The organism is Novilysobacter viscosus, assembly GCF_046600715.1.
Taxonomy (GTDB): Bacteria; Pseudomonadota; Gammaproteobacteria; order Xanthomonadales; family Xanthomonadaceae; genus Lysobacter_C; species Lysobacter_C viscosus.
Genome location: NZ_JBJMAV010000005.1, coordinates 44,873 through 64,097 on the forward strand (window position 1 = coordinate 44,873; position 19,225 = coordinate 64,097).

Consider the following 19,225-nt stretch of genomic DNA (forward strand, 5'->3'; position numbering starts at 1 on the left):
CCAATCCATCCGGATGAGCCGAATCGCGACTCACGTCGCTCCTGCACAAGGCACGCTCGCGGCTGAAGCCGCTCCCACAGAACGCAGGCAGGCCCAGTCCATGCAGAAGATCGAATCGCACGTCAGCTTCGGCGGCACCCAGGAGGTCTGGCGGCACGCGTCCAGCACCCTGGGTTGCGAGATGAAGTTCGCCGTGTACCTGCCGCCGCAGGCGGCCGACGGCCCGTGCCCGGTGCTGTACTGGCTGAGCGGCCTGACCTGCACCGAGCAGAACTTCATCGCCAAGGCCGGTGCGCAACGGCATGCGGCCGAACACGGCCTGATCGTGGTTGCGCCGGACACCAGCCCACGCGGGCAGGACGTGCCCGACGGCGACGGCTACGACCTGGGTCTTGGGGCGGGCTTCTACCTCAATGCAACGCGCGCGCCGTGGGACACGCATTACCGCATGCACGACTACGTGGCCGATGAATTGCCGGCGCTGGTGGACGCGATGTTCCCGACCACCACCGCGCGCGGCATCAGCGGGCATTCGATGGGTGGCCACGGCGCGCTGGTGCTGGCGCTGCGAAACCCGGGGCGGTACCGCAGCGTGTCAGCGTTCTCGCCCATCGTCGCGCCCTCACGCGTGCCGTGGGGCGAGAAGGCCTTCACCGCCTACCTGGGCGAGGACCGCGAGGCCTGGGCGCAGTGGGACGCGTGCGAGCTGGTGCGAAGCGCGAGCCAGCGCGTCGAACTGCTGGTCGACCAGGGCGACGCTGACGAATTCCTGCAGGAGCAGCTGCGTCCCGGGTTGCTGGCCGAGGCCTGCAGCGCAGCCGGGCACCCGCTGACACTGCGGCTGCAGCCGGGCTACGACCACAGCTACTACTTCATCGCCAGCTTCATCGGCGATCACTTGGCGCATCACGCCCGTGCGCTGAAGGGCTGAGCGCACGACCTGTAGGAGCGGCTTCAGCCGCCAGTGCCTTCGCAGCGACGCGTCACTTGTAGGAGCGACGGGAGTCGCGACCCGCGCAAGCCATTGATCGCCCGCGGTCGCGACTCACGTCGCTCCTGCAAGGGCCAGTTCGTTTACGTCGCGGGCGCCCCAAGCACGAAATCGGTGTAGGCAAAGCGCCCATCGCGCAGCACGGTCCCGCCACGGGTGACCGGCAACGGTCCGTCGAACATCGGGCCTGCATGGACCAGGGTGTGGAACTCACCGTTCTCGCCGCACGGGTCGCACGTGCCGGGCAGGTCATCGAGCAGGGCGGTGTCGAAATCCCGGCCACTGAACGCCGCGTCCAGTTGCTGCGTATCCACGCAGCACAGCGCCGTACGCAGCCCGCCCTCGATCATCGTGTGCGCCAGCGCGCGGGTGTCGCTGCCGAACAGCGGGAACACGGGGGTCCAGCCCAGCCGCGCGCACAGCGCCTCGCGCCAGGTGCGGATGTCGGCGAGGAACAGGTCGCCGAAGGCGATCGTCGACACCCCCGGGCTCCGGGATGCGGCACGGACGAGGGCGTCGGCGAACGATGCTTCGTAGCTTGCGTTGTCGGCGCGCTGCGGGATCCATGCCTCCACTACCGGCAGGCCGGCGGCCCTGGCCTGGGCGTGCAGCACGTCGCGGCGGATGCCCTGCATCGAGATGCGGTCGAAGCCTTCGGTCAGCGTGGTCAGCAGGCCCACCACGCGCACGTCGTCGCGCTGGCGCAGGGTGTGCAGGGTCCAGGCGGCGTCTTTGCCGCCGCTCCAGGAAAGCAGGATGTCGGTCATGCGGGGATTATCGCCGCTGTGATCGTGACGCACGCCGCGTCGGCGATCGCACCCTGTAGGACGCACCTGTAGGAGCGGCTTCAGCCGCGAGCGCTTTCCCGAAAGGCGATCACCTGTAGGAGCGACGTGAGTCGCGACCGCGGCAGGACGGGGGGAATCACGGTCGCGACTTACGTCGCTCCTACAGGGTGCGGTGTTGCGCGGGTCAGGGCATTGCGGCCGAAGCCGCTCCCGCAGGTGCCCGCGACACCGACGCCACGCCTCAGGCCGCGGTGACGTCCCGCAGCTCCCACGCGCTGCCGGCCAGCAGGCGCAGGCGCTGCTTGAGCACATGCCCGGAAATGGAACTGGTCACCTGCAGGTCGATGTGCAGGTCGTGCTGCTCGCCGTGGACGACCGCGTGCGGGTCGACTTCACCCAGCGACGGGTCCACCTCGTCAGGCTCGTCCTGCATCTGGCGCCAGCGTTCGAACAGCGTCGGCTCGCGCAGCGCGTCCTGCAGCTGCTCGGCGAAGACATCGGCGCCCTGCGCCGTGAACGACAGCGAGGGCGTGGTTCCGCGGGCAAGGCTGCCGTCGGGGAGGCGGATGTAGTAGCGGGTGGCCATGGTGGGTGTCTCGTTCGGGATGGGTCGAGCGTAGGCCGGCGCGCTTCCAGCGTCCGTGAAAGCGGTGGGTCATGCAGACCGCGCCCGCCGCGGAGTGATGAACTGAGCGCGCGCGCGGAGGCCCGGTTTCCCACCCGCCCGCGCCCGCTCTGAATGCCACTCCTCAGTGCACGTGCCCCGCGCCGCCCTTCGGACAGTGGCAGACCGCCGTCGGGCCGAACTGGGTACCGAAGGTCTGGCCGTCGCGGTGGCGCTGCCAGTAGAAGACCGGCGCCGGGGTGGCGTCGTTGCCGATTTCGGCCATGTCCGCCGCCACGTCGAACAGCCGGCCGTCGACCATCACGTAGCGGGTCCGGACGGTGGCGCGGATGTCGTCCAGCGGATTGCCGTCCAGCACCACCAGGTCGGCCTGCTTGCCGACCTCCAGCGAACCGATGTGGCGCGACAGGCCCAGGTAGTCGGCGCCGTCGATGGTGAATGCACGCAGCGCCTCGAAGTTGGTGAAGCCGCCCTGGGTGAGCATCCACGCCTCCCAGTTCGGACTCAGCCCCTGCAGCTGGCCGTGCCCGCCGACCTGGATCCTGACCCCCGCATCGCGCAGGGTCTTCTTCGCCTTGGCGACCTCAATGTGCCAGTAGTCCCAGTCCGGTGCCGTCTCGCGGCGGATGCTGCGCGCGTCCAGCGTCTCGCGCGGGAAGAAGCGGTTGAGCTTGGGGTCTTCCCAGACGTTGTCGCGCGCGTACCACCAGTACTCGCCCGACAGGCCGCCGTAGCTGACCACCAGGGTCGGCGTATTGCGCACGTCGGTCTCCGACCACAGCTGCACCACGTCCCTGTAGAGCGGTGCGACCGGGATGTTGTGCTCGATGCCGGTGGCACCGTCGAGCACCATGGTCATGTTGTGGTGGAAGGTGGACCCGCCTTCCTCCACCACCAGCATGCCCAGCTCGCGCGCGGCGGCGTTGATCTGCTGGCGCTGGTCGCGGCGTGGCTGGTTGTAGCTCTTCACCGAGAACGCGCCGTTGGCCTTCATCCGGCGCAGGTGGCTGCGCGCGTCGTCCAGCGAGTTGACCACCGCCTTGAAGTCGCCATCGGCGCCGTAGAGGATGGTGCCGGTGGAAAACACGCGCGGGCCGACCATGCGGCCCGCCTTCTGCAGCTCGGCCTCGGAGAACACGAACTCGGTCGTGGCCGACGGGTCGTGCATGGTGGTGACGCCGAACGCCAGGTTGCTGTAGTAGGCCCAGTTCTGCTGCGGGATGACGCCCTGGCCGAAGTGCGCGGCGTGCGCGTGCGCGTCAACGTACCCGGGCACGATGGTCTTGCCGCTGGCATCGATGACGTTGGCGCCCGCGGGGATGGGGACCGAGGCGCCCACCGCTTCGATCACGTCGCCCCGCAGCACGATGGTGCCGTTCTCGATGACGTCCTGGGTGTTTTCCGCATCGCGCATGGTGACGATGCGCGCGTTGGTGAAGGCGACCAGTTCGTCGGGCGCGTCCACCGCCACCGTCAGCCCGATCGGGATGCCCGCCTCCTCGTGGCTGGGCTTGGCCGGCTCGGCGGGCGAACCGGGCAGGTAGCCCACCGCCTGGTCCAGCGGGCGCGAGTGGTAGCGGTTGCCGACCATCCAGTGCAGCGAGGTGGAGTCCGCGCTCCAGTGCAGGTAGCTGCCCACGTCGGCGCTGACCTGGGTGACCGGCACCGCCTTGCTGTCCTTGCCCAGTTCGATCGCCTTGCCGGTGGTGACCAGCGGCGCGACATAGGCGTTGAACAGCTCGGTGAAGGCGACCCACTTGCCGTCGGGGCTGAGATGCACGGCGTCGACATACTTGAGGTCGAACACCTCGCGCGGGTCCTCGCCGTTGAGCCCGACCGACATCAGCTTCTTCTCCAGGCCGCCGCCGGTGAGGTAGTACACGCGCTCGCCGTCGGCACTGAACTGCGGCGACTCGCCCCCGTCGGCCACACGCACCGCCCCGCCGCCGCCCGCCGGCATCACGTAGATGCCGCGCTCCTGCGACCACAGGCTGCCGGTCAGGCCACCGCCGCCGGTCTTGCTGTAGACGATGCGGCGGCCATCGGGCGAGAACCTGGGCGCGTAGTAGAAGCCCTTCTCGTCGGTCAGGCGCTTGCCCATGCCAGCGCCGCCGGCGTCGCGCACGTAGATCGCGCCCAGCGCTTCGTCCGACCAGGTCGTGTAGAGCAGCTTGCGACCGTCGGCGCTGAAGCTGGGCTGGTACTCGTAGAGGCCGTCGTTGCCGGTCAGGCGCTGCGGCGTGCCGCCCGGCAGCTGCTTGCGCCACAGGTGGCCGACCGCATGGAACACCACGCTGCGACCGTCGGCGCTGGTGGCGACGTCGCGGATCATCTTCGGCGCGAAACTGCCTTCGTCGATGGTCTGCTCGAAGCGCAACGCGTCGGTCACGGTCTGCTCGACGCCGGCGGTGAACGGGATGGTGGTCGCCTGCCCGCTGGCGATGTCCACGCGCCACAACTTGCCCCGTGCCCACAGCACCACGGCGCGGTTGTCCGGGGTCCAGTCGAAGCCCGTGTACGGGCCGAAGATCGCCCACGCCTCCTGCTGGTCGTGGCTGAGTGCGTCCCATACCGGGCGAACCTGTCCGCTGGCCAGGTCCATCACGTGCAGCACCGACTTGTCGCGGATGCGCTTGACGAACGCCAGCGACTTGCCGTCGGGGGAGGGCTGCGGCCGGACCGCACCGCCGGCGGTGCCGATCAGGGTGTCGACCTTGCCGGTCTCGCGGTCCAGCCGCTTGATCGCGTAGATCACCCCGTGCGGGTCCTTGTTGTACTGGAACGTCGGACCCTGGCTGACGTCCTCGGAGAAGTAGACATAGCGGCCATCGGGCGACACCGCGGGCTCGCCCAGGTCCTGCTGGTCGTTCTTCTGCTTGGTCAGCTGCACGCCGGCACCGGCGCCCTGGGCGCCGCTGCGGTGGTACATCCACAGCTCGCCCGCGCCCAGCGAGCGCTCGCCGGTGAAGTGCTTGCGGCCCACGATGAACTGGCCGTCCGGCGTCCACGCCGGGTTGTTGAGCAGGCGGAAGTCCTCCTTGCTCACCTGCACGGGATTGCGGCCGTCGACGCCGATGCGCCACAGGTTGTTGCCGCCGCCGCGGTCGGAGGTGAAGGCCAGCTCGCTGCCGTCGGGCGAGAAGCGCGGCTGCACGTCCCAGGCCGGGCCGGAGGTGACCCGGCGCGCGGTGCCGCCGTCGATCGACAGCAGGTAGAGGTCGCCCAGCAGCGAGAACGCCAGCTGGCGCCCGTCGGGGGCGACATCCACGTCCATCCAGGTACCTTCGTCGGTGTCGAAGCGCACCGTTCTGGTGGGGCCGTGCGCGGCCGACACGTCCCACTTGGCTTCCTCGGCTTCTGCGTCCTTGCGTGCGCCCCGTGCGGTCTGCAGGGGCGCCTGTGCGGGGTCGTTGCCGACCGGGTCGAGCGCATCCTGCTCCAGCTGCACCGGCGGTGCTTCGGGGTCCGCGTCGGCCTGCTCGGGTGGCGCCGGTTGCGGTTGCGGCTGCGGCTGCTGGGCGAAGGCGGGAGCGACAAGTGCGCTGGCGAGCGCGAGGACGAGCAGGCGACGGGTCGGGGTCATTGCGGAGCCGGTTGGCGGACGAATCCCGCAGCCTAGCCGCGATCGCGCCGTGCCACGTAGGCCGGAAGTCCTGCCGGGTCGTGCCGCAGGTGGCGGTTCGCGGCATGCCTCCGCCCGTGGGTCCCACAGAGGTGCCGCAAGACCGCTCGCGGCAGTAGCCGCTCCTGCAAAGGACCGGCTACTCGAACGGCGCCGTCTCCGCGGCGAAGCCCACGATCAGCGCGCCCTTGCCGACGTTGACCATGCCGGTGAGGCTCATGACGCTTTCGAACAGCTCGATGTTGTGCTCCCTGCAGGCGTCCTTCAGGCGGCTGTAGCCCGGCAGCGCGCGCATTTCCTCCAGCTCGCCGCCGTAGCTCAGCGCGACGGTGGGCGTCATCAGGCCGGCGCGGACCCGCTTGATGGTGAAGTCGAACAGCCGTTCGACCGCCTGCTCGAACCCCTTGATCTTGGCCACCGGTGCGGTCTCGCCGCGGTTGCAGTGCAGCACCGGCTTGATGTCCAGGGCGCTGCCCAGCGCCGCGCTCAGCAGGCTGACGCTGCGGTCGTTCTTCTTGCGTGCGCGGGCGCGCAGGTAGTACAGGTCGCGCGGCACCATGTAGCCCTGGGTGTGCAGGGCCAGGTTCTCCAGGCGGGCACGGATCTTGGGCGCGCCTTCGCCGGCGTCGCGCAGGCGCACGGCTTCCACCGCGGTGATGGCCTGGGCCGAGAACAGGTTCTGGGTGTCGACCACGCGAAGGGCGAAGGGCGTGGTGTTGCCCGCCGCCGCGCGCACCGGCTTGTACTCGTTGAGGATGGCGAAGCTGGCCTGCTGCGCGTTGTCGAAGATCGGGCTGCGCGAGCGGGTGATGGTCATGCAGAACACGTAGTCGTAATCGATCACCAGGCGCTTGAGGAACAGCTCCTGGATCTGCTGCACCGTGAACGGCATGGTCTCGGCCTCGGCGCCGCGCTCGGCGACGTGGGCATGCAGGAACTCCAGCGTGGCCTGCTCGTCACGGTGGTCGGCCAGCACCGCCTCGCCGATGCGCACGGTGATCGGCAGCACCGTCACGTCGTGCTGCTGCAGGTACTCCAACGGCAGGTCGCAGGCCGAGTCGACGACAAGTCCAATGCGCATGATTCCCCCAGGGGTGGTAACGGCCACCAAAATGTGACGCGGAGCATACATTGGCCGCGCGGCCGGCTCACGCTGCATCGCGGTGCCGGCATTCCCGGCCCGCGCGGGATCGGGCTACCCGCCATGGAGGCGCCGGACCGCTTGATCCGGTATCGGCCGGCCCCGCCGCTACTTGAGGAAGTCGGTGGCTGCAGGCGACGGTCGCACCTGCGCGGCCGGGCCCGGACACGGAACACGCAATCGCCGCGAGGCCAGCGGCGACGCGGCGCGTGCGTCAGCAGCGGTGCGGCGGGGGACCCGTCAGCGACGCGTGTCCCCGGACGGATACGCGCGCGGCAGGCCGCCGTTGTCGGCCGGCACCCGGGGCCGCAGGTAGCGGTCGCGCAGTTCGGTCTGGCGGCTGCGCATCGGGACCGCCCGGCCGTCCATCCAGACCTGCAGGGCGACCGCGTTGACCTCCAGCGGGTCGCCGCTCCACAGCACCATGTCCGCGCGCTGGCCCGGGGCGATGCGCCCGACCGTGTCGCCGACGCCAAGCGCCTGCGCCGGCACGGTGGTCAGGCCCGCCAGGCCCTGCTCCCACGGCAGGCCCGCGGCCACCGCGTTGCCTGCCAACTGGCGCATCTTGCGCGCGTTGTGGCTGCCATCGCCGCTCTGGGCGAAGCTGACCGGGACGCCGGCGGCGTGCAGCCGGGCGGCGTTCTGCATGGTCGCGCCCACCTGGTCGAAGTTGGCCGGCAGGTTGCCCAGCGGATCCACGAACACCGGCACCTTGGCCGCGGCCAGTTCGGGCGCCAGCTTCCACGCTTCGGCGCCGCCGACGATTGCGATCCGTACGCCGTGGCGGTCCGACCAGCGCAGCAACTGGCGGATGTCGGCGGCGCGGTGGACGTCGACCATGACCCGCCCGCCACCGTCGAGGTAACGCGCCAGCGTGCGCCGGCCGGCATGCGTCAGCAGCGCGGCGTTGGCATCGGGGCCGATGCGGCCGCGCACTTCGTCGATCAGCTGGTCCAGGATCATCCATTGCGCCGCGCGCGAGTTGCCGCTGAGCCCGGCCGCGCCGCTGCCCAGGTCGACGAACAGCACCCTGCCGCCGATCGGGTCGGGGTCGCCGTCCAGCCGCACCACCGCGCCCTGGCCGCCGATGATCGAACCGCCGCTGGTGGTGTTGGCGCCCAGCAGGGTCCAGCCGATGCCTTCCACCCGCGCCACCGGCACCAGCACCGAGGCCGGGTTGTAGGCCAGGGTGACGTCGAACTCAGGGCGTACCGTCATCTGCTTGGTGTCGGCGCCCAGGCCCAGGGCGGCATCGACCGTGCCGCGCTCGCCGGAGACTTCCTCCAGGCCGATGCCGGTGATGCCGCCGAACAGTGTCGGCGTGAGCGGCCGCCCCTGTGCGTCCACGGTCTGCGCGCCAGCCGGTGCGGCCAGCCCGGCGCCGACCTGGCGCACGACGCCGCCGGTCACCAGCACGTCGGCGTTTTCCAGCGTGCCCTGGCTGCCCGCGGTGTGGACCCGGGCATTGCGGATCAGCAGGTCCTGGGCACTGGCGCCCAAGGCCAGCAACGACAGCATGGCGGCGGTCAGTGCCCTGGTCGCAAAGCGGTTCATCGCACGCCTCCGGTCATTCCCGCGGCGTCGGTGGCGCCTTGTCCCAGCATGAAGTCCGATGCCGGCTGGCGGCTGCGGTCGTTGCGGTCGTACAGGCGTGCGCCATCGACGTAGACCTGTTCGGCGTGCGCATAGACGCTGAAGGGGTTGCCGTTCCACAGCACCACGTCGGCCATCTTTCCGGCCTCCAGGGTGCCGGTGTCTTCGAGGATGCCCATCGAGCGTGCCGGGTTGGCGGTGACCCAGCGGATCGCGCGTTCCGGCGCGATCTGGATGCCGGCGCGCCCGGCGCTGGCCATCACCTTGGCCGCTTCCTGGTTGAGGCGCTGGATGCCCTCGTCGGAATCGGAATGCACGATCGCGCAGCTGCCGTCCGGGCGGTCGACCAGCGCGATGTTCTCCTGGATGCCGTCGAAGGCTTCCATCTTGAAGCCCCACCAGTCGGCCCACAGCGCGCCGCACACGCCTTCCTCGGCCAGCCGGTCGGACAGCTTGTAGGCCTCCACGCCGTGGTGGAAGGCGGCCACCTTGAAGCCGAACTCGTCGGCCAGGTCGAGCATGGTGGCCATCTCGTCGGCGCGGTAGCAGTGGATGTGCACCAGGATGTCGCCGTTCATCGCGCCGGCCAGCGTGTCCAGCTTGAGGTCGCGTTTGCCGCCGCTGTCGGAGTCGCTGTCCACCGCGTCCGCGCCCTGCCACCAGCGACGCTTGCGCGGCGTGGTCCTGGGGGTGTTCTTGTTGAGGTACTCGGACGCGTCGATGAAGGCGGCGCGGTAGCCGGCGACGTTGCCCATCCGCGTGGACGGCCCGCCCTTCTGCCCGTACACCCGCTTGGGGTTCTCCCCGCAGGCCATCTTCAGGCCCCACGGCGCCCCGGGGAACTTCATCGCCTGGTAGGTGCTGGCCGGCACGTTCTTGAGCGTGACGCCGCGCCCCCCGACCAGGTTGGCGCTGCCGGGCAGGACCTGCAGCGAGGTCACGCCGCCGGCCAGCGCCGCGGCAAAGCCCGGGTCCTGCGGCCACACCGAGTGTTCGGCCCATACCGCGGCGGTTACCGGCGCGGTGGCCTCGTTGCCGTCGCTGTGCGCGTGCATGCCCGGGCTGGCGTACACGCCCAGGTGGGAGTGGACGTCGATCAGCCCCGGCGTCACCCACTTGCCGGTGGCGTCCACGCGCGTGGCGTTGGCCGGCACCTGCAACCCGCGTCCGATCGCGGTAATCCGCCCGCCCTGCATGAGCACGTCGGCCCCCTCCAGGCGTTCGCCGGTGCCGGTCAGCACGGTGGCGTTGGCCAGCAGCACCGGGCCGGTGGCGATCGCCTGGTAGGTGCTGGGGTAGGGGTCGGCGACAAAGCGCGACGGCGCTTCGCTGGCCGCGGCGGCGGCGCACGCGAGCGCGGCGGCAAGCGCCGTCGCCAGCGCGGCGGTGTGAGGTCGAAGCATGGTGGGGATCCCCGGAAGGTGCGGCGCCCGCGGGCGCGATGGACAGCTCCCGCACCGTAGCGGTGGCCCGGCGGGCTGCCAACCCTGACGATGGTCATGGCCGGCCGTGACCGGGTTGGCAGTCCGGCCGCCGGCACCACGGGGCCGGGGCTTAAGCTCTGCCCGTTCCCCTCTCGCATCCCCCTCACCATTCCCATCCCAATTCCAATTCCCAATTCCCGATGAAAGACAAAGACCAGATCGTCAGCAACTGGCTGCCCCGTTACACCGGCGTGCCCCTGGACGGGTTCGGCGAGCACATCCTGCTGACCAACTTCGGTGGCTACCTGCACACCTTCGCGCGCCTCACCGGCGCGCAGGTCGTCGGGTTGGACCGGCCGATGCCCAGCGCGACCGCCGACGGCATCACCCTGATCAATTTCGGCATGGGCAGCCCCAACGCGGCCACCCTGATGGACCTGCTGTCGGCGATCTGCCCCAAGGCGGTCCTGTTCCTGGGCAAGTGCGGCGGACTGAAGCGCAAGAACCAGCTCGGCGACCTGGTGCTGCCGATCGCGGCGATCCGCGGCGAGGGCACGTCCGACGACTACCTCCCGCCGCAGGTGCCGGCACTGCCGGCGTTCGCATTGCAACGCGCGGTGTCGACGATGGTCCGCGACCTGGGTCACGACTACTGGACCGGCACGGTCTACACCACCAACCGCCGCGTCTGGGAGCACGACGAGGCGTTCAAGGAGCGGTTGCGGGTGATGCGCTGCATGGCCATCGACATGGAGACCGCCACCATCTTCGCCGCGGGCTTCGCCAACCGCATCCCGTGCGGCGCGCTGCTGCTGGTATCGGACCAGCCGATGATCCCGGAAGGGGTCAAGACCGAGCTGTCGGACGCGCGCGTGACCAGCGAGTACGTCGACAACCACGTCCAGGCCGGGATCGAGGCGCTGCGGCTGATCCGCCGCCACGGCAAGTCGGTGCGGCACCTGCGTTTCGACGAGTGACCCGGCGATGCTGAAGACCACCGGGCTGTTCGTGCTCACCGCGCTGCTGGAGATCGTCGGTTGCTACCTGCCGTACCTGTGGCTGCGCGGCAGGGCCGAGGCCTGGGTGCTGCTGCCCGCGGCGGTGTCGCTGGCGGCTTTCGCGTGGTTGCTGTCGTTGCACCCGTTCGAGGCGGGCCGCACCTACGCGGCCTACGGCGCGGTGTACGTGGTCACCGCGCTGGGCTGGCTGTGGGCGGTGGACGGCGTGCGACCGGACCGCTGGGACGTGCTGGGCGCGGTGCTGGTGCTGGCCGGGATGGCGGTGATCGCATTCGCCCCCCGCGGCTGACCGGCGTGCGCGCCGGCCTCAGTCCGGCACGTGGATCCGGTCCTTGATGTGCTTGAGGTGGGCGACGATGGTGAAGGTCATCACCACCAGCAGCGACCACGAGCTCCACTTGCCCACGTGCACCGTCGACCACGCGCCGAGCTGGTCGGGGTAGGCCCACACGCCCATCAGCGTGCTGAAGTTCTCTGCCAGCCAGATGAAGAAGCCGATCAGAACGAACGCCAGCAGCATCGGCATGCGCCGCTCGCGGTCCAGCGGGCGGAAGCTGACGGTCGTGCGCGCGTACACGCCCAGCGCGGCGGCGGCGATGTACCAGCGGTAGTCGCCGATGAAGTGGTGGGTGAAGAAGTTTGCGTAGATCAGCACCGCCACCAGCGTGGCCAGCCAGTACGGCGGATGGTGGCGGATGCGCACGTCCAGCAGCCGCCAGGCCTGGATGATGTAGCTGCCCACCGCGGCGTACATGAAACCCGAGAACAGCGGCACGCCCAGCACCTTGGTCCAGGCCGGATCGGGGTAGGACCACGAGCCGATGGCCGGTGAGACCTTGAAGGCCTCAAGCGCGAAGCCGACCACGTGGAACAGGGTGATCGCCTTCAGCTCGTCGCGCGTCTCCAGGCCCGTGGCCAGCATCGCCCACTGCGCCAGCACCGCGACCACCAGCAGTGCGTCGTAGCGGGGCAGGCCCAGCACCCCCTCGCGCGGCACGATGACCATCGAAGCGAAGATCACCACCGCGAACAGGCACGCGCGCGCTTCCTTCGCACCGAAGAACAGCAGCTCGACCACGCCGCGGCGAAGGCCCGACAGGTCCGGGCGCGCGGTGGGATCGGACAGTGCCGCATCGAAGGCGTGCAGGGGCATGGGGCGCAACGGGGGCGGGGGGGTGGGCAGCGTAGCCCAGGCTCAGCCGGCACCGCCAAGCGGACCCGACAGCCGCGCCATCAGGTGCGCGTCGACGTAGCCGCCATCGCGCCAGGCATAGCCGCGCGCCGTGCCCTCGCGGACGAAGCCGCACGACGCGTACAGCGCGATTGCCGCGGCATTGTCGGTATAGACCTCCAGCTCGATCCGGTGCACCGCCAGCCAGCCCTCGCACAGCTCGACCGCCGCCTGCAGCAGGGCCCGGCCGACCCCGCGCCCGCGCGCCTGCTCCGAAACCGCCATGCCGATATTGGCGACGTGGCGGCGCCGGTGGCGGGCGTGGGTCGCGATGCCGATCTGGCCGAGCACCTCGTCGGCCTCGCACGCGACCAGGCTGTGGAAGTGCTCGTCGGTGCCGGCCAGGCGCGTCTCCCACAGGGCGCGGGACGGGTAGGGCAGCTGCAGGGTGGCGGCGTGGTTGCTGGACTGGGCGTAGATGGCACGGACCGCGTCGATGTCGCCGGGGCCGCTATGGCGGATGTGCATGGGGTGCTCCGGGGCCGGCGCGGGTGCCGGCCGGTCAAGCGTGCCGCGCCCTGCAGCATCCGGCAATGCCCATCGCAGCCGGTGCGATGCATACGCGGCACACTGGTGCGCTGCCGGGATTCCCCGGCCCCGATCCGGAGGAAACCCGCATGGAGCAGGCCCTGTACCTGGTGCTCGGCGCCGCCCTGACCTGGGCGTTCTACTTCGTCCAGCGGCGGGTTGAGCGCCGCCCAAGCGTGGAGGCGATCGACCGCCACGAGAAGCTGCTCGCGCTCAAGCAGGGCCTGGAACGCGCGGAGGTATCGCTGGGCGACCTGCGCCGCTTCGAGGCGCGGCTGATCGGCCAGGCCGAGACCGCGGCGCGCATCGCCGACCGCTATTTCAGCCAGGCCGAGGACGTGGCGCGCCAGGTCGCGGTGGACGAGATCAGCGACGCGCAGATGCAGCAGCGCGCGGGGGAAGCGTTCGAGGCCGCCGACGTGCGCCTGCGCACGCTGGTGTCGCACCTGCGCACCCAGCTCGACGGCGAGGCGCTGGCGACGTTCGAGATGGCGCACGCGACCTGGCTGGAACTGCGCGAACGCTATGCCGCCTTCATCGCGGCCAGCTATGCCGGCGGCGGCATCCGTCCGCTGATCCACGCGGTCACGCTGGAAGGCATCACCCTGGGCTGGTTCGCCGAACTGGAAACGCAGTTGGGCGACGGTGGCGACGAGGACGACGCCGACGACATCTGAACATCTGCGGCGTCCCGGCCGAAAGCGGGCCCGGGCTGCGCCAGCGGCCCGGGTCACCCGGTTCCGGAGCCGGACTTGTTACCGTAGTCGGCCCATTTGAAGCACCAAGGAGATTCCATGACCGTGACCGCCAAGGAAGTCGTCGATTTCTGGCGCGATGCCGGCCCCGAGCGCTGGTTCGCCAAGGACGAGACCTTCGACGACATGTGCGAGATGGCCTTCGGCGATGCGTCCGACGAGGCGGTGGCGGGCGGCCTGGAGGACTGGGAGTCCGATGCCGAAGGCGCGCTGGCGCTGGTGATCCTGCTCGACCAGATCCCGCGCAACATCCATCGCGACAGCGCGAAGGCCTACGCGGGCGACGAGCGCGCCCGGCGCGTGGCCGATGCGGCGATCCAGGCCGGTTTCGACGTACAGGTCGCGCCGGAACTGCAGCGCTTCTTCTACATCCCGTTCATGCATTCCGAATCACTCGACGACCAGCAGCGTTCGGTCGAGCTCAACACCGCCACCGGCGACGCGGGCGCGATCAAGTGGGCGCAGCACCACCACGGCATCGTCGAGCGCTTCGGTCGCTTCCCGCACCGCAACGAGGTGCTGGGCCGCGAGAGCACCGCCCAGGAGCAGGCGTTCCTCGCCGAGGGTGGATTCGGCAGCTAATCTGGATCCGCGGGTCCGGGGCCTGCTCCCGGGAGTCCTTTACCCGGTCCAGTACGCCGGCCGGGGATGGACGAACGGGGCGCGCCTGCGATGACCGCAGCGCGCCGGCTCCCGCCTAGTACTGCGCCACGGACGCGTCGGCCTGCTTGGCCCAGGCGTCGATGCCGCCGACGACATTGAACACCCGGGTGAAGCCCAGTCCGCGGAAATGCTCGGCGGCCTGCGCGCTGCGCTGGCCGTGGTGGCACAGGAACGCAAGCGGCGTGTCCTTGGGCAGGGCCTCGACCCGTGCCAGCGCGGCATCGCCGTCCAGGGTTTCGAACGGCACGTTGACCGATGCGCTGGCCCGCTCCTCGCCGGGGCGCACGTCCACCAGGGTGAGTTTGCCGGCCTGCACGCGGGCCGCGGCATCGGTCGCGCTGACCGGCTGGACCTTCGGCGGCGCATTGGGGTTGTCGATCACCAGGCCGCGGCCACGCGCGTCGTCGGCCCAGTCGATCGACATGCCGCGCGCACGGCGGGCGCTGGCCGCATCGAACTGCACGCGCACGCCGTCCACTTCGGTGGCGATGGCGTCGGCATCATGCGGCGCGAGCGCGAGCTTGGAGACGAAGGCGCGATCGATTTCCACCGACACCGCGAACTCACCCTGCGCCGAGGCGCCCGCCACCGACTCGCGCAGCATCTTCGCCGCGGCCGGGCTGATGCTGATCCGCGGCGGCGTCCGGTCCGGTGGCGGCAGGCCCAGCGCGGCGTTGAGTTCGCCGCTGGCGGCCATCTGGCCGATGATGTCGCTGCCGCCGACCAGTTCGCCGCCGATGTACAGCTGGGGGATGGTCGGCCACTGGCCGTAGGCCTTGATGCCTTCGCGGATCTCCGGATCCGACAGCACGTCCACGTGCGCGTACTCGACATCCAGCGCGTCCAGCGCGCCGACCGCCTTGGCCGAGAAGCCGCACTGCGGCGCCCGGGGCTGGCCCTTCATGAACAGCACCACGCGGTTGTCGCGAAGCAGGGTTTCGATGCGGGTTTGCAGGGCGGGGGCGATCGACATACGGACATCCGGGAACGACGTTGGGGAGGTGGATTGTACGCCCGCCGCGTCGTCGACCCGCCGTGGCCCGTGCCCTGGGATCTGGCCCGGCGTGGCGCGGTGGCATCATCGCCGCCATGACCGACGCCACCCCCGCCGACCCGCACCGCCCGCCGCGATGGCCGCACGCATGGGCGTGGGCATTCGCTGCCTCGCAGGTGGTGCTGGTGGCCGCCTGGTGGCAGTGGGGCTGGCGGGTGGGGGTGCCGTTGCTGCTGCTGACCCACGGTGCGCTGCTATGGGGAACGCTGTGGCCGGCCTCGCGCCTGTTCGGCCCGGTGCTGACCCGGTTGCCCACACTTGAACCGGTCGTTTGGCTGACCATTGACGACGGGCCGTCCGGCGACACCAAGGCGATGTTGCAGCTGCTGGATGCGCACCGTGCGCGCGCGACGTTCTTCCTGGTGGCCGACCGCGCCCGCGCTCGGCCCGAGCTGGTGCGTGCGATCGTCCAGCGTGGCCACGGCGTGGGCAACCACAGTGCCGGGCATCCATCGGCATGGTTCTGGGCGTTGCCGCCTTCGCGCATGCGCGACGAGATCGACCGCGGCCAGTCGGTGCTGGCCGAGCTCGCAGGCGTGCCGCCGCGGTGGTTCCGCGCCGTGGTGGGGATGGCCAACCCGTTCGTGCACGCACCGCTGCGCCGGCACGGCCTGGCGCGGGTGGGCTGGAGCGCGCGCGGCTTCGACGCGGTGGCCGCCGACCCGACCGCGGTGGTTGCGCGCATCGAACGCGGCCTGCGGCCGGGCGCGATCGTGCTGTTGCACGAGGGTGCCGCGCACGGCCGCAACCTGGAGATCCTCGCCCTGCTGCTGCACCGGCTGGACGCGCTGGGCTACCGCACGGTGCTGCCGGAACAGTTGGCGGGCGCACGCTCGCACGAACGCCTCGTCGACCCGGGCTGATCCGGAGCGGAATCTCCCGCCACGCATGACACGAAGAATGGCGGAGCAACAGACCGCGGTCGCCGACGTTGCGTTCCAACGGCGAGGGGCCGGGCGGGCCGGCGCGGGTTCCCGGTCAAACTCCGCTGGACCCGCCCCTCCACGCGGATGAGGGCCACGGTCGGACGTCTCCGGGCGCATGGGCAGGCGGCACGCGCCACCCGCGGATATGCGAAAGTCCGCCGACCCCGTTGCGCCCACCGCCCCCGGACCCCATCCCATGAAGCCCACGCTACTGCTTGCATCGCTGATGACCCTGACCACGAGCGCCACCGCCCAGACCCTGCCCACCCCGCCCGATGCCGAGCGCCGCCCGCACATGGTCGAGGCCCCGCATGGCGCGCAGCGCAATGACGAGTACTACTGGCTGCGCGACGACGCCCGCAAGGCGCCGGACATGCTGGCCTACCTCAACGCCGAGAACGCCTACGCCGACGCGGTGATGGCGCCGCTCAAGCCGGTGGAGGATGCGCTGTACGAAGAGATCGTCGGGCGCATCAAGCAGGACGACAGCTCGGTGCCCTACCGCGAGCGCGGCTGGTGGTACTACAGCCGCTTCCAGGCCGGGCAGGACTACCCGATCCATGCGCGCCGCCGCGACGGCGAGGGCACCGACGCGGTGTCCATCCAGGCCGCCAACGACGCCGGTGACTTCGACGGCGAGCAGGTGCTGCTCGACGTCAACACCATGGCCGCCGGCAAGGACTACTTCAGTGTCGGCGACTGGGAGGTCAGTCAGGACAACCGCCTGCTGGCCTGGGCCGAGGACGACGTCGGTCGCCGCCAGTACGTCATCCGGATCAAGAACCTGGAAACCGGCGAGGTCCATTCCGACCGCATCGAAGGCGTCTCGGCCAACCTGGTCTGGGCCGACGACAACCGCACCCTGTTCTACGTCGAGAACGACCCCGACACCCTGCTCACCGTGCGGGTCCGGAAGCACGTGCTGGGCACGCCGGGCAGCGACGACGCGCTGGTGTACGAAGAGGAAGATGACAGCTTCTACATGGGCATCGGCCGTACCCGCGACGACCGCTACATCTGCATCGGCGTGGAAAGCACCGTGTCCAGCGAGATGCGCTGCGCGCCTGCGGCCGATCCGGGCGAGTTCACCGTGCTGGCGCCGCGACAGCGCGACGTCGAGTACGACGCCGACCACCACGGTGGCCGCTGGGTGATCCGCACCAACGCACCGGGCGCCGACGGCAAGCCTGCGAAGAACTTCAAGATCGTGACCGCGCCCAGCGACGCCACCTCGCGCGAGCAGTGGCAGGACTGGGTGGCGCACGACGACGACGTGTTCATCGACGGCTTCGAGCTGTTCGACGGCTTCACCGCCGTGGCCGAACGCTCCGGCGGCCTGGAACGGCTGCGCCTGCTGCGCGGCGCGCCGGGCAGTGCCGATGCCTCGCAGGACTACGTCCAGGTGGACGAGCCGGCGTACTCGATCGGCCTGTCGACCAACGCCGAGCCCGACACCGACTGGCTGCGCTACAGCTACACCTCCATGACCACGCCGGCGACGACCTTCGAGGTCAACGTTGCCAACGGCGAGCGCCGGCAGCTCAAGCAGCAGCCGGTGATCGGCTACGACCCGTCCAAATACCAGACCGAGCGCCTGTGGGCGACCGCGCGCGACGGCACGAAGATCCCGGTGTCGCTGGTCTACCGCAAGGGCTACACGAAGGACGGCACCGCCGCGCTGCTGCAGTACGCCTACGGCAGCTACGGCAACTCGATCGACCCGACCTTCAACCTGCCGGCGGTCAGCCTGCTCGACCGCGGCGTGGTCTACGCCATCGCGCACATCCGCGGCGGGCAGGAGATGGGCCGGGCCTGGTATGACGCGGGCAAGCTGCTCAACAAGAAGAACACCTTCACCGACTTCATCGACGTGACCCGCTTCCTGGTGGAGCAGGGCGTGGCGGCACCCGACCGCGTGGCGGCGTACGGGGGCAGTGCCGGTGGCCTGCTGATGGGCGCGATCGCCAACATGGCGCCGGACGACTACCGGGTGATCCTGTCGCAGGTGCCGTTCGTCGACGTGGTCACCACCATGCTCGACGCCAGCATCCCGCTGACCACCAACGAGTACGACGAGTGGGGCAACCCGGAGGACAGCAAGTACTACGACTACATGCTGTCGTACTCGCCGTACGACAACCTCAAGGCGCAGGCGTACCCGGCGACATTCGTGGGCACCGGCCTGTGGGACTCGCAGGTGCAGTACTGGGAGCCGGCCAAGTACGTCGCCCGGTTGCGCGACCTCAACACCGGCACCGAGCCGGTCGTGTTCCGCACCAACATGGATGCCGGCCACGGCGGCAAGTCGGGTCGCTTCCGCCGCTACCGCGAGATGGCGGAGATGTATGCCTTCGCGCTCGACCGGCTGGGGGTGGCGTCCCCGGGCCAGGCCGTCCCGACGGGTGACTGACCCGGCCGCGCGTCGCCAGGCCGGCCGGCCGCGATGAGTCCCGACCTGCCGGGGCGCGAGGCCGCACCACCGTCGCGCTTGCGCTGGGCGTGGTGGCTGCTGGCCTACGTCGCGCTGGGGCTGGGCATCATCGGTGTCGTCGTGCCGGGGCTGCCGACGGTGCCCTTCGTGCTGCTGTCGGCATACGCCGCCGGCCGCGGCTCGCGGCGGCTGCACGGCTGGTTGCTCGGGCATCCGCGGTTCGGGCCGATGATCGGCGACTGGCAGGTGCACGGCGCGGTCGCCCGGCGCTCCAAGGTGCTGGCGCTGGGCACGATGGTGCTGTGCGCGGCGCTCATGTTCCTGACTGCACCGCAGCCGTGGATGGCCGTGGCCGGCACCGCCATCATGGCCGTCGTCGGCGCCTGGCTGTGGCGGCGGCCGGAACCGCCGCGCTGAGCTTCGCAGCCGCCGGC

The 19,225-nt window shown here is 70.4% G+C and carries 17 protein-coding genes; 8 read left to right on the forward strand and 9 right to left on the reverse strand.

Going from position 1 to position 19,225, the window contains the following annotated elements:
- Nucleotides 1–100: 100 nt before the first annotated feature.
- Nucleotides 101–931 carry an S-formylglutathione hydrolase gene (fghA, locus tag ACJQWL_RS09070; RefSeq protein ID WP_330969190.1) on the forward strand — a complete coding sequence of 277 codons (831 nt, stop codon included), beginning with the start codon at nucleotides 101–103 and terminating at the stop codon, nucleotides 929–931.
- Between the two features lie 143 nt (nucleotides 932–1,074).
- Here the strand turns inward: fghA and ACJQWL_RS09075 are convergent, their stop codons facing one another.
- From ACJQWL_RS09075 to ACJQWL_RS09100, 6 genes are all read right to left on the reverse strand, one after another.
- A complete protein-coding gene (locus ACJQWL_RS09075; protein ID WP_330969191.1) occupies nucleotides 1,075–1,758 on the reverse strand; it encodes a Dph6-related ATP pyrophosphatase in 684 nt (227 codons plus the stop codon).
- Nucleotides 1,759–2,020: 262 nt separating this feature from the next.
- Entirely contained in the window at nucleotides 2,021–2,365 is a 345-nt protein-coding gene (locus ACJQWL_RS09080) for a hypothetical protein (RefSeq protein WP_330969192.1), read from the reverse strand.
- Between the two features lie 163 nt (nucleotides 2,366–2,528).
- Nucleotides 2,529–5,987 (reverse strand): amidohydrolase family protein, encoded by a 3,459-nt coding sequence (locus ACJQWL_RS09085; protein WP_330969193.1) that lies wholly within the window; start codon nucleotides 5,985–5,987, stop codon nucleotides 2,529–2,531.
- A gap of 178 nt (nucleotides 5,988–6,165) precedes the next feature.
- The gene (locus ACJQWL_RS09090; RefSeq protein ID WP_330969194.1) at nucleotides 6,166–7,107 is read right to left on the reverse strand and encodes a DegV family protein; all 942 of its coding nucleotides are present in this window, start codon (nucleotides 7,105–7,107) and stop codon (nucleotides 6,166–6,168) included.
- A gap of 300 nt (nucleotides 7,108–7,407) precedes the next feature.
- Complete coding sequence (locus ACJQWL_RS09095; RefSeq protein WP_330969195.1) at nucleotides 7,408–8,721, reverse strand: amidohydrolase family protein; 1,314 nt, start codon at nucleotides 8,719–8,721, stop codon at nucleotides 7,408–7,410.
- A complete protein-coding gene (locus ACJQWL_RS09100; protein ID WP_330969196.1) occupies nucleotides 8,718–10,163 on the reverse strand; it encodes an amidohydrolase in 1,446 nt (481 codons plus the stop codon). Before ACJQWL_RS09100 ends, ACJQWL_RS09095 begins: the two co-directional genes overlap by 4 nt.
- A 221-nt stretch (nucleotides 10,164–10,384) precedes the next feature.
- On the opposite strand from ACJQWL_RS09100, the gene ACJQWL_RS09105 reads away from it, so the two are divergent.
- Together ACJQWL_RS09105 and ACJQWL_RS09110 are read left to right on the forward strand one after the other, a co-directional pair.
- Entirely contained in the window at nucleotides 10,385–11,161 is a 777-nt protein-coding gene (locus ACJQWL_RS09105; RefSeq protein ID WP_330969197.1) for an AMP nucleosidase, read from the forward strand.
- A 10-nt stretch (nucleotides 11,162–11,171) separates the two neighbouring features.
- A complete protein-coding gene (locus ACJQWL_RS09110) occupies nucleotides 11,172–11,492 on the forward strand; it encodes a YnfA family protein (protein ID WP_441005013.1) in 321 nt (106 codons plus the stop codon).
- Nucleotides 11,493–11,510: 18 nt separating this feature from the next.
- Here ACJQWL_RS09110 and ACJQWL_RS09115 read toward each other — a convergent pair whose 3' ends face one another.
- Nucleotides 11,511–12,356, reverse strand: coding sequence for a DUF817 domain-containing protein (locus ACJQWL_RS09115; protein ID WP_330969199.1), 846 nt, complete (start codon nucleotides 12,354–12,356; stop codon nucleotides 11,511–11,513).
- 42 nt (nucleotides 12,357–12,398) lie between these two features.
- On the reverse strand, nucleotides 12,399–12,902 hold the full coding sequence (locus ACJQWL_RS09120) for a GNAT family N-acetyltransferase (RefSeq protein WP_330969200.1): 504 nt from the start codon (nucleotides 12,900–12,902) through the stop codon (nucleotides 12,399–12,401).
- A 65-nt stretch (nucleotides 12,903–12,967) separates the two neighbouring features.
- Here ACJQWL_RS09120 and ACJQWL_RS09125 point away from each other — a divergent pair, with 65 nt between their 5' ends.
- Nucleotides 12,968–13,639: a lysozyme inhibitor LprI family protein gene (locus ACJQWL_RS09125; protein WP_411300855.1), complete on the forward strand. Its 672-nt coding sequence runs from the start codon at nucleotides 12,968–12,970 to the stop codon at nucleotides 13,637–13,639.
- A 117-nt stretch (nucleotides 13,640–13,756) separates the two neighbouring features.
- Nucleotides 13,757–14,299, forward strand: a complete 543-nt coding sequence (locus ACJQWL_RS09130) for a DUF924 family protein (protein WP_330969202.1) — start codon at nucleotides 13,757–13,759, stop codon at nucleotides 14,297–14,299.
- A gap of 115 nt (nucleotides 14,300–14,414) precedes the next feature.
- Here the strand turns inward: ACJQWL_RS09130 and grxD are convergent, their stop codons facing one another.
- Nucleotides 14,415–15,353, reverse strand: coding sequence for a Grx4 family monothiol glutaredoxin (gene grxD, locus ACJQWL_RS09135; protein WP_330969203.1), 939 nt, complete (start codon nucleotides 15,351–15,353; stop codon nucleotides 14,415–14,417).
- A 116-nt stretch (nucleotides 15,354–15,469) separates the two neighbouring features.
- Between grxD and ACJQWL_RS09140 the strand changes: the two genes are divergently transcribed.
- The 3 genes from ACJQWL_RS09140 (at nucleotide 15,470) to ACJQWL_RS09150 (ending at nucleotide 19,208) form a co-directional block, all read left to right on the forward strand.
- Nucleotides 15,470–16,297 (forward strand): polysaccharide deacetylase family protein, encoded by an 828-nt coding sequence (locus tag ACJQWL_RS09140; RefSeq protein WP_330969219.1) that lies wholly within the window; start codon nucleotides 15,470–15,472, stop codon nucleotides 16,295–16,297.
- Nucleotides 16,298–16,556: 259 nt separating this feature from the next.
- Nucleotides 16,557–18,770, forward strand: coding sequence for a S9 family peptidase (locus tag ACJQWL_RS09145; protein ID WP_330969204.1), 2,214 nt, complete (start codon nucleotides 16,557–16,559; stop codon nucleotides 18,768–18,770).
- Nucleotides 18,771–18,803: 33 nt separating this feature from the next.
- Nucleotides 18,804–19,208 (forward strand): YbaN family protein, encoded by a 405-nt coding sequence (locus ACJQWL_RS09150; RefSeq protein ID WP_330969205.1) that lies wholly within the window; start codon nucleotides 18,804–18,806, stop codon nucleotides 19,206–19,208.
- The last annotated feature ends 17 nt before the right edge of the window (nucleotides 19,209–19,225 follow it).

Excerpts from the sequence above, each read along its gene's own strand:
- fghA (WP_330969190.1), top strand. The coding sequence starts at position 101 with ATGCAGAAGATCGAATCGCACGTCAGCTTCGGCGGCACCCAGGAGGTC.
- ACJQWL_RS09075 (WP_330969191.1), bottom strand. The coding sequence starts at position 1,758 with ATGACCGACATCCTGCTTTCCTGGAGCGGCGGCAAAGACGCCGCCTGG.
- ACJQWL_RS09080 (WP_330969192.1), bottom strand. The coding sequence starts at position 2,365 with ATGGCCACCCGCTACTACATCCGCCTCCCCGACGGCAGCCTTGCCCGC.
- ACJQWL_RS09085 (WP_330969193.1), bottom strand. The coding sequence starts at position 5,987 with ATGACCCCGACCCGTCGCCTGCTCGTCCTCGCGCTCGCCAGCGCACTT.
- ACJQWL_RS09090 (WP_330969194.1), bottom strand. The coding sequence starts at position 7,107 with ATGCGCATTGGACTTGTCGTCGACTCGGCCTGCGACCTGCCGTTGGAG.
- ACJQWL_RS09095 (WP_330969195.1), bottom strand. The coding sequence starts at position 8,721 with ATGAACCGCTTTGCGACCAGGGCACTGACCGCCGCCATGCTGTCGTTG.
- ACJQWL_RS09100 (WP_330969196.1), bottom strand. The coding sequence starts at position 10,163 with ATGCTTCGACCTCACACCGCCGCGCTGGCGACGGCGCTTGCCGCCGCG.
- ACJQWL_RS09105 (WP_330969197.1), top strand. The coding sequence starts at position 10,385 with ATGAAAGACAAAGACCAGATCGTCAGCAACTGGCTGCCCCGTTACACC.
- ACJQWL_RS09115 (WP_330969199.1), bottom strand. The coding sequence starts at position 12,356 with ATGCCCCTGCACGCCTTCGATGCGGCACTGTCCGATCCCACCGCGCGC.
- ACJQWL_RS09120 (WP_330969200.1), bottom strand. The coding sequence starts at position 12,902 with ATGCACATCCGCCATAGCGGCCCCGGCGACATCGACGCGGTCCGTGCC.
- ACJQWL_RS09125 (WP_411300855.1), top strand. The coding sequence starts at position 12,968 with ATGCCCATCGCAGCCGGTGCGATGCATACGCGGCACACTGGTGCGCTG.
- ACJQWL_RS09130 (WP_330969202.1), top strand. The coding sequence starts at position 13,757 with ATGACCGTGACCGCCAAGGAAGTCGTCGATTTCTGGCGCGATGCCGGC.
- grxD (WP_330969203.1), bottom strand. The coding sequence starts at position 15,353 with ATGTCGATCGCCCCCGCCCTGCAAACCCGCATCGAAACCCTGCTTCGC.
- ACJQWL_RS09140 (WP_330969219.1), top strand. The coding sequence starts at position 15,470 with ATGACCGACGCCACCCCCGCCGACCCGCACCGCCCGCCGCGATGGCCG.
- ACJQWL_RS09145 (WP_330969204.1), top strand. The coding sequence starts at position 16,557 with ATGAAGCCCACGCTACTGCTTGCATCGCTGATGACCCTGACCACGAGC.
- ACJQWL_RS09150 (WP_330969205.1), top strand. The coding sequence starts at position 18,804 with ATGAGTCCCGACCTGCCGGGGCGCGAGGCCGCACCACCGTCGCGCTTG.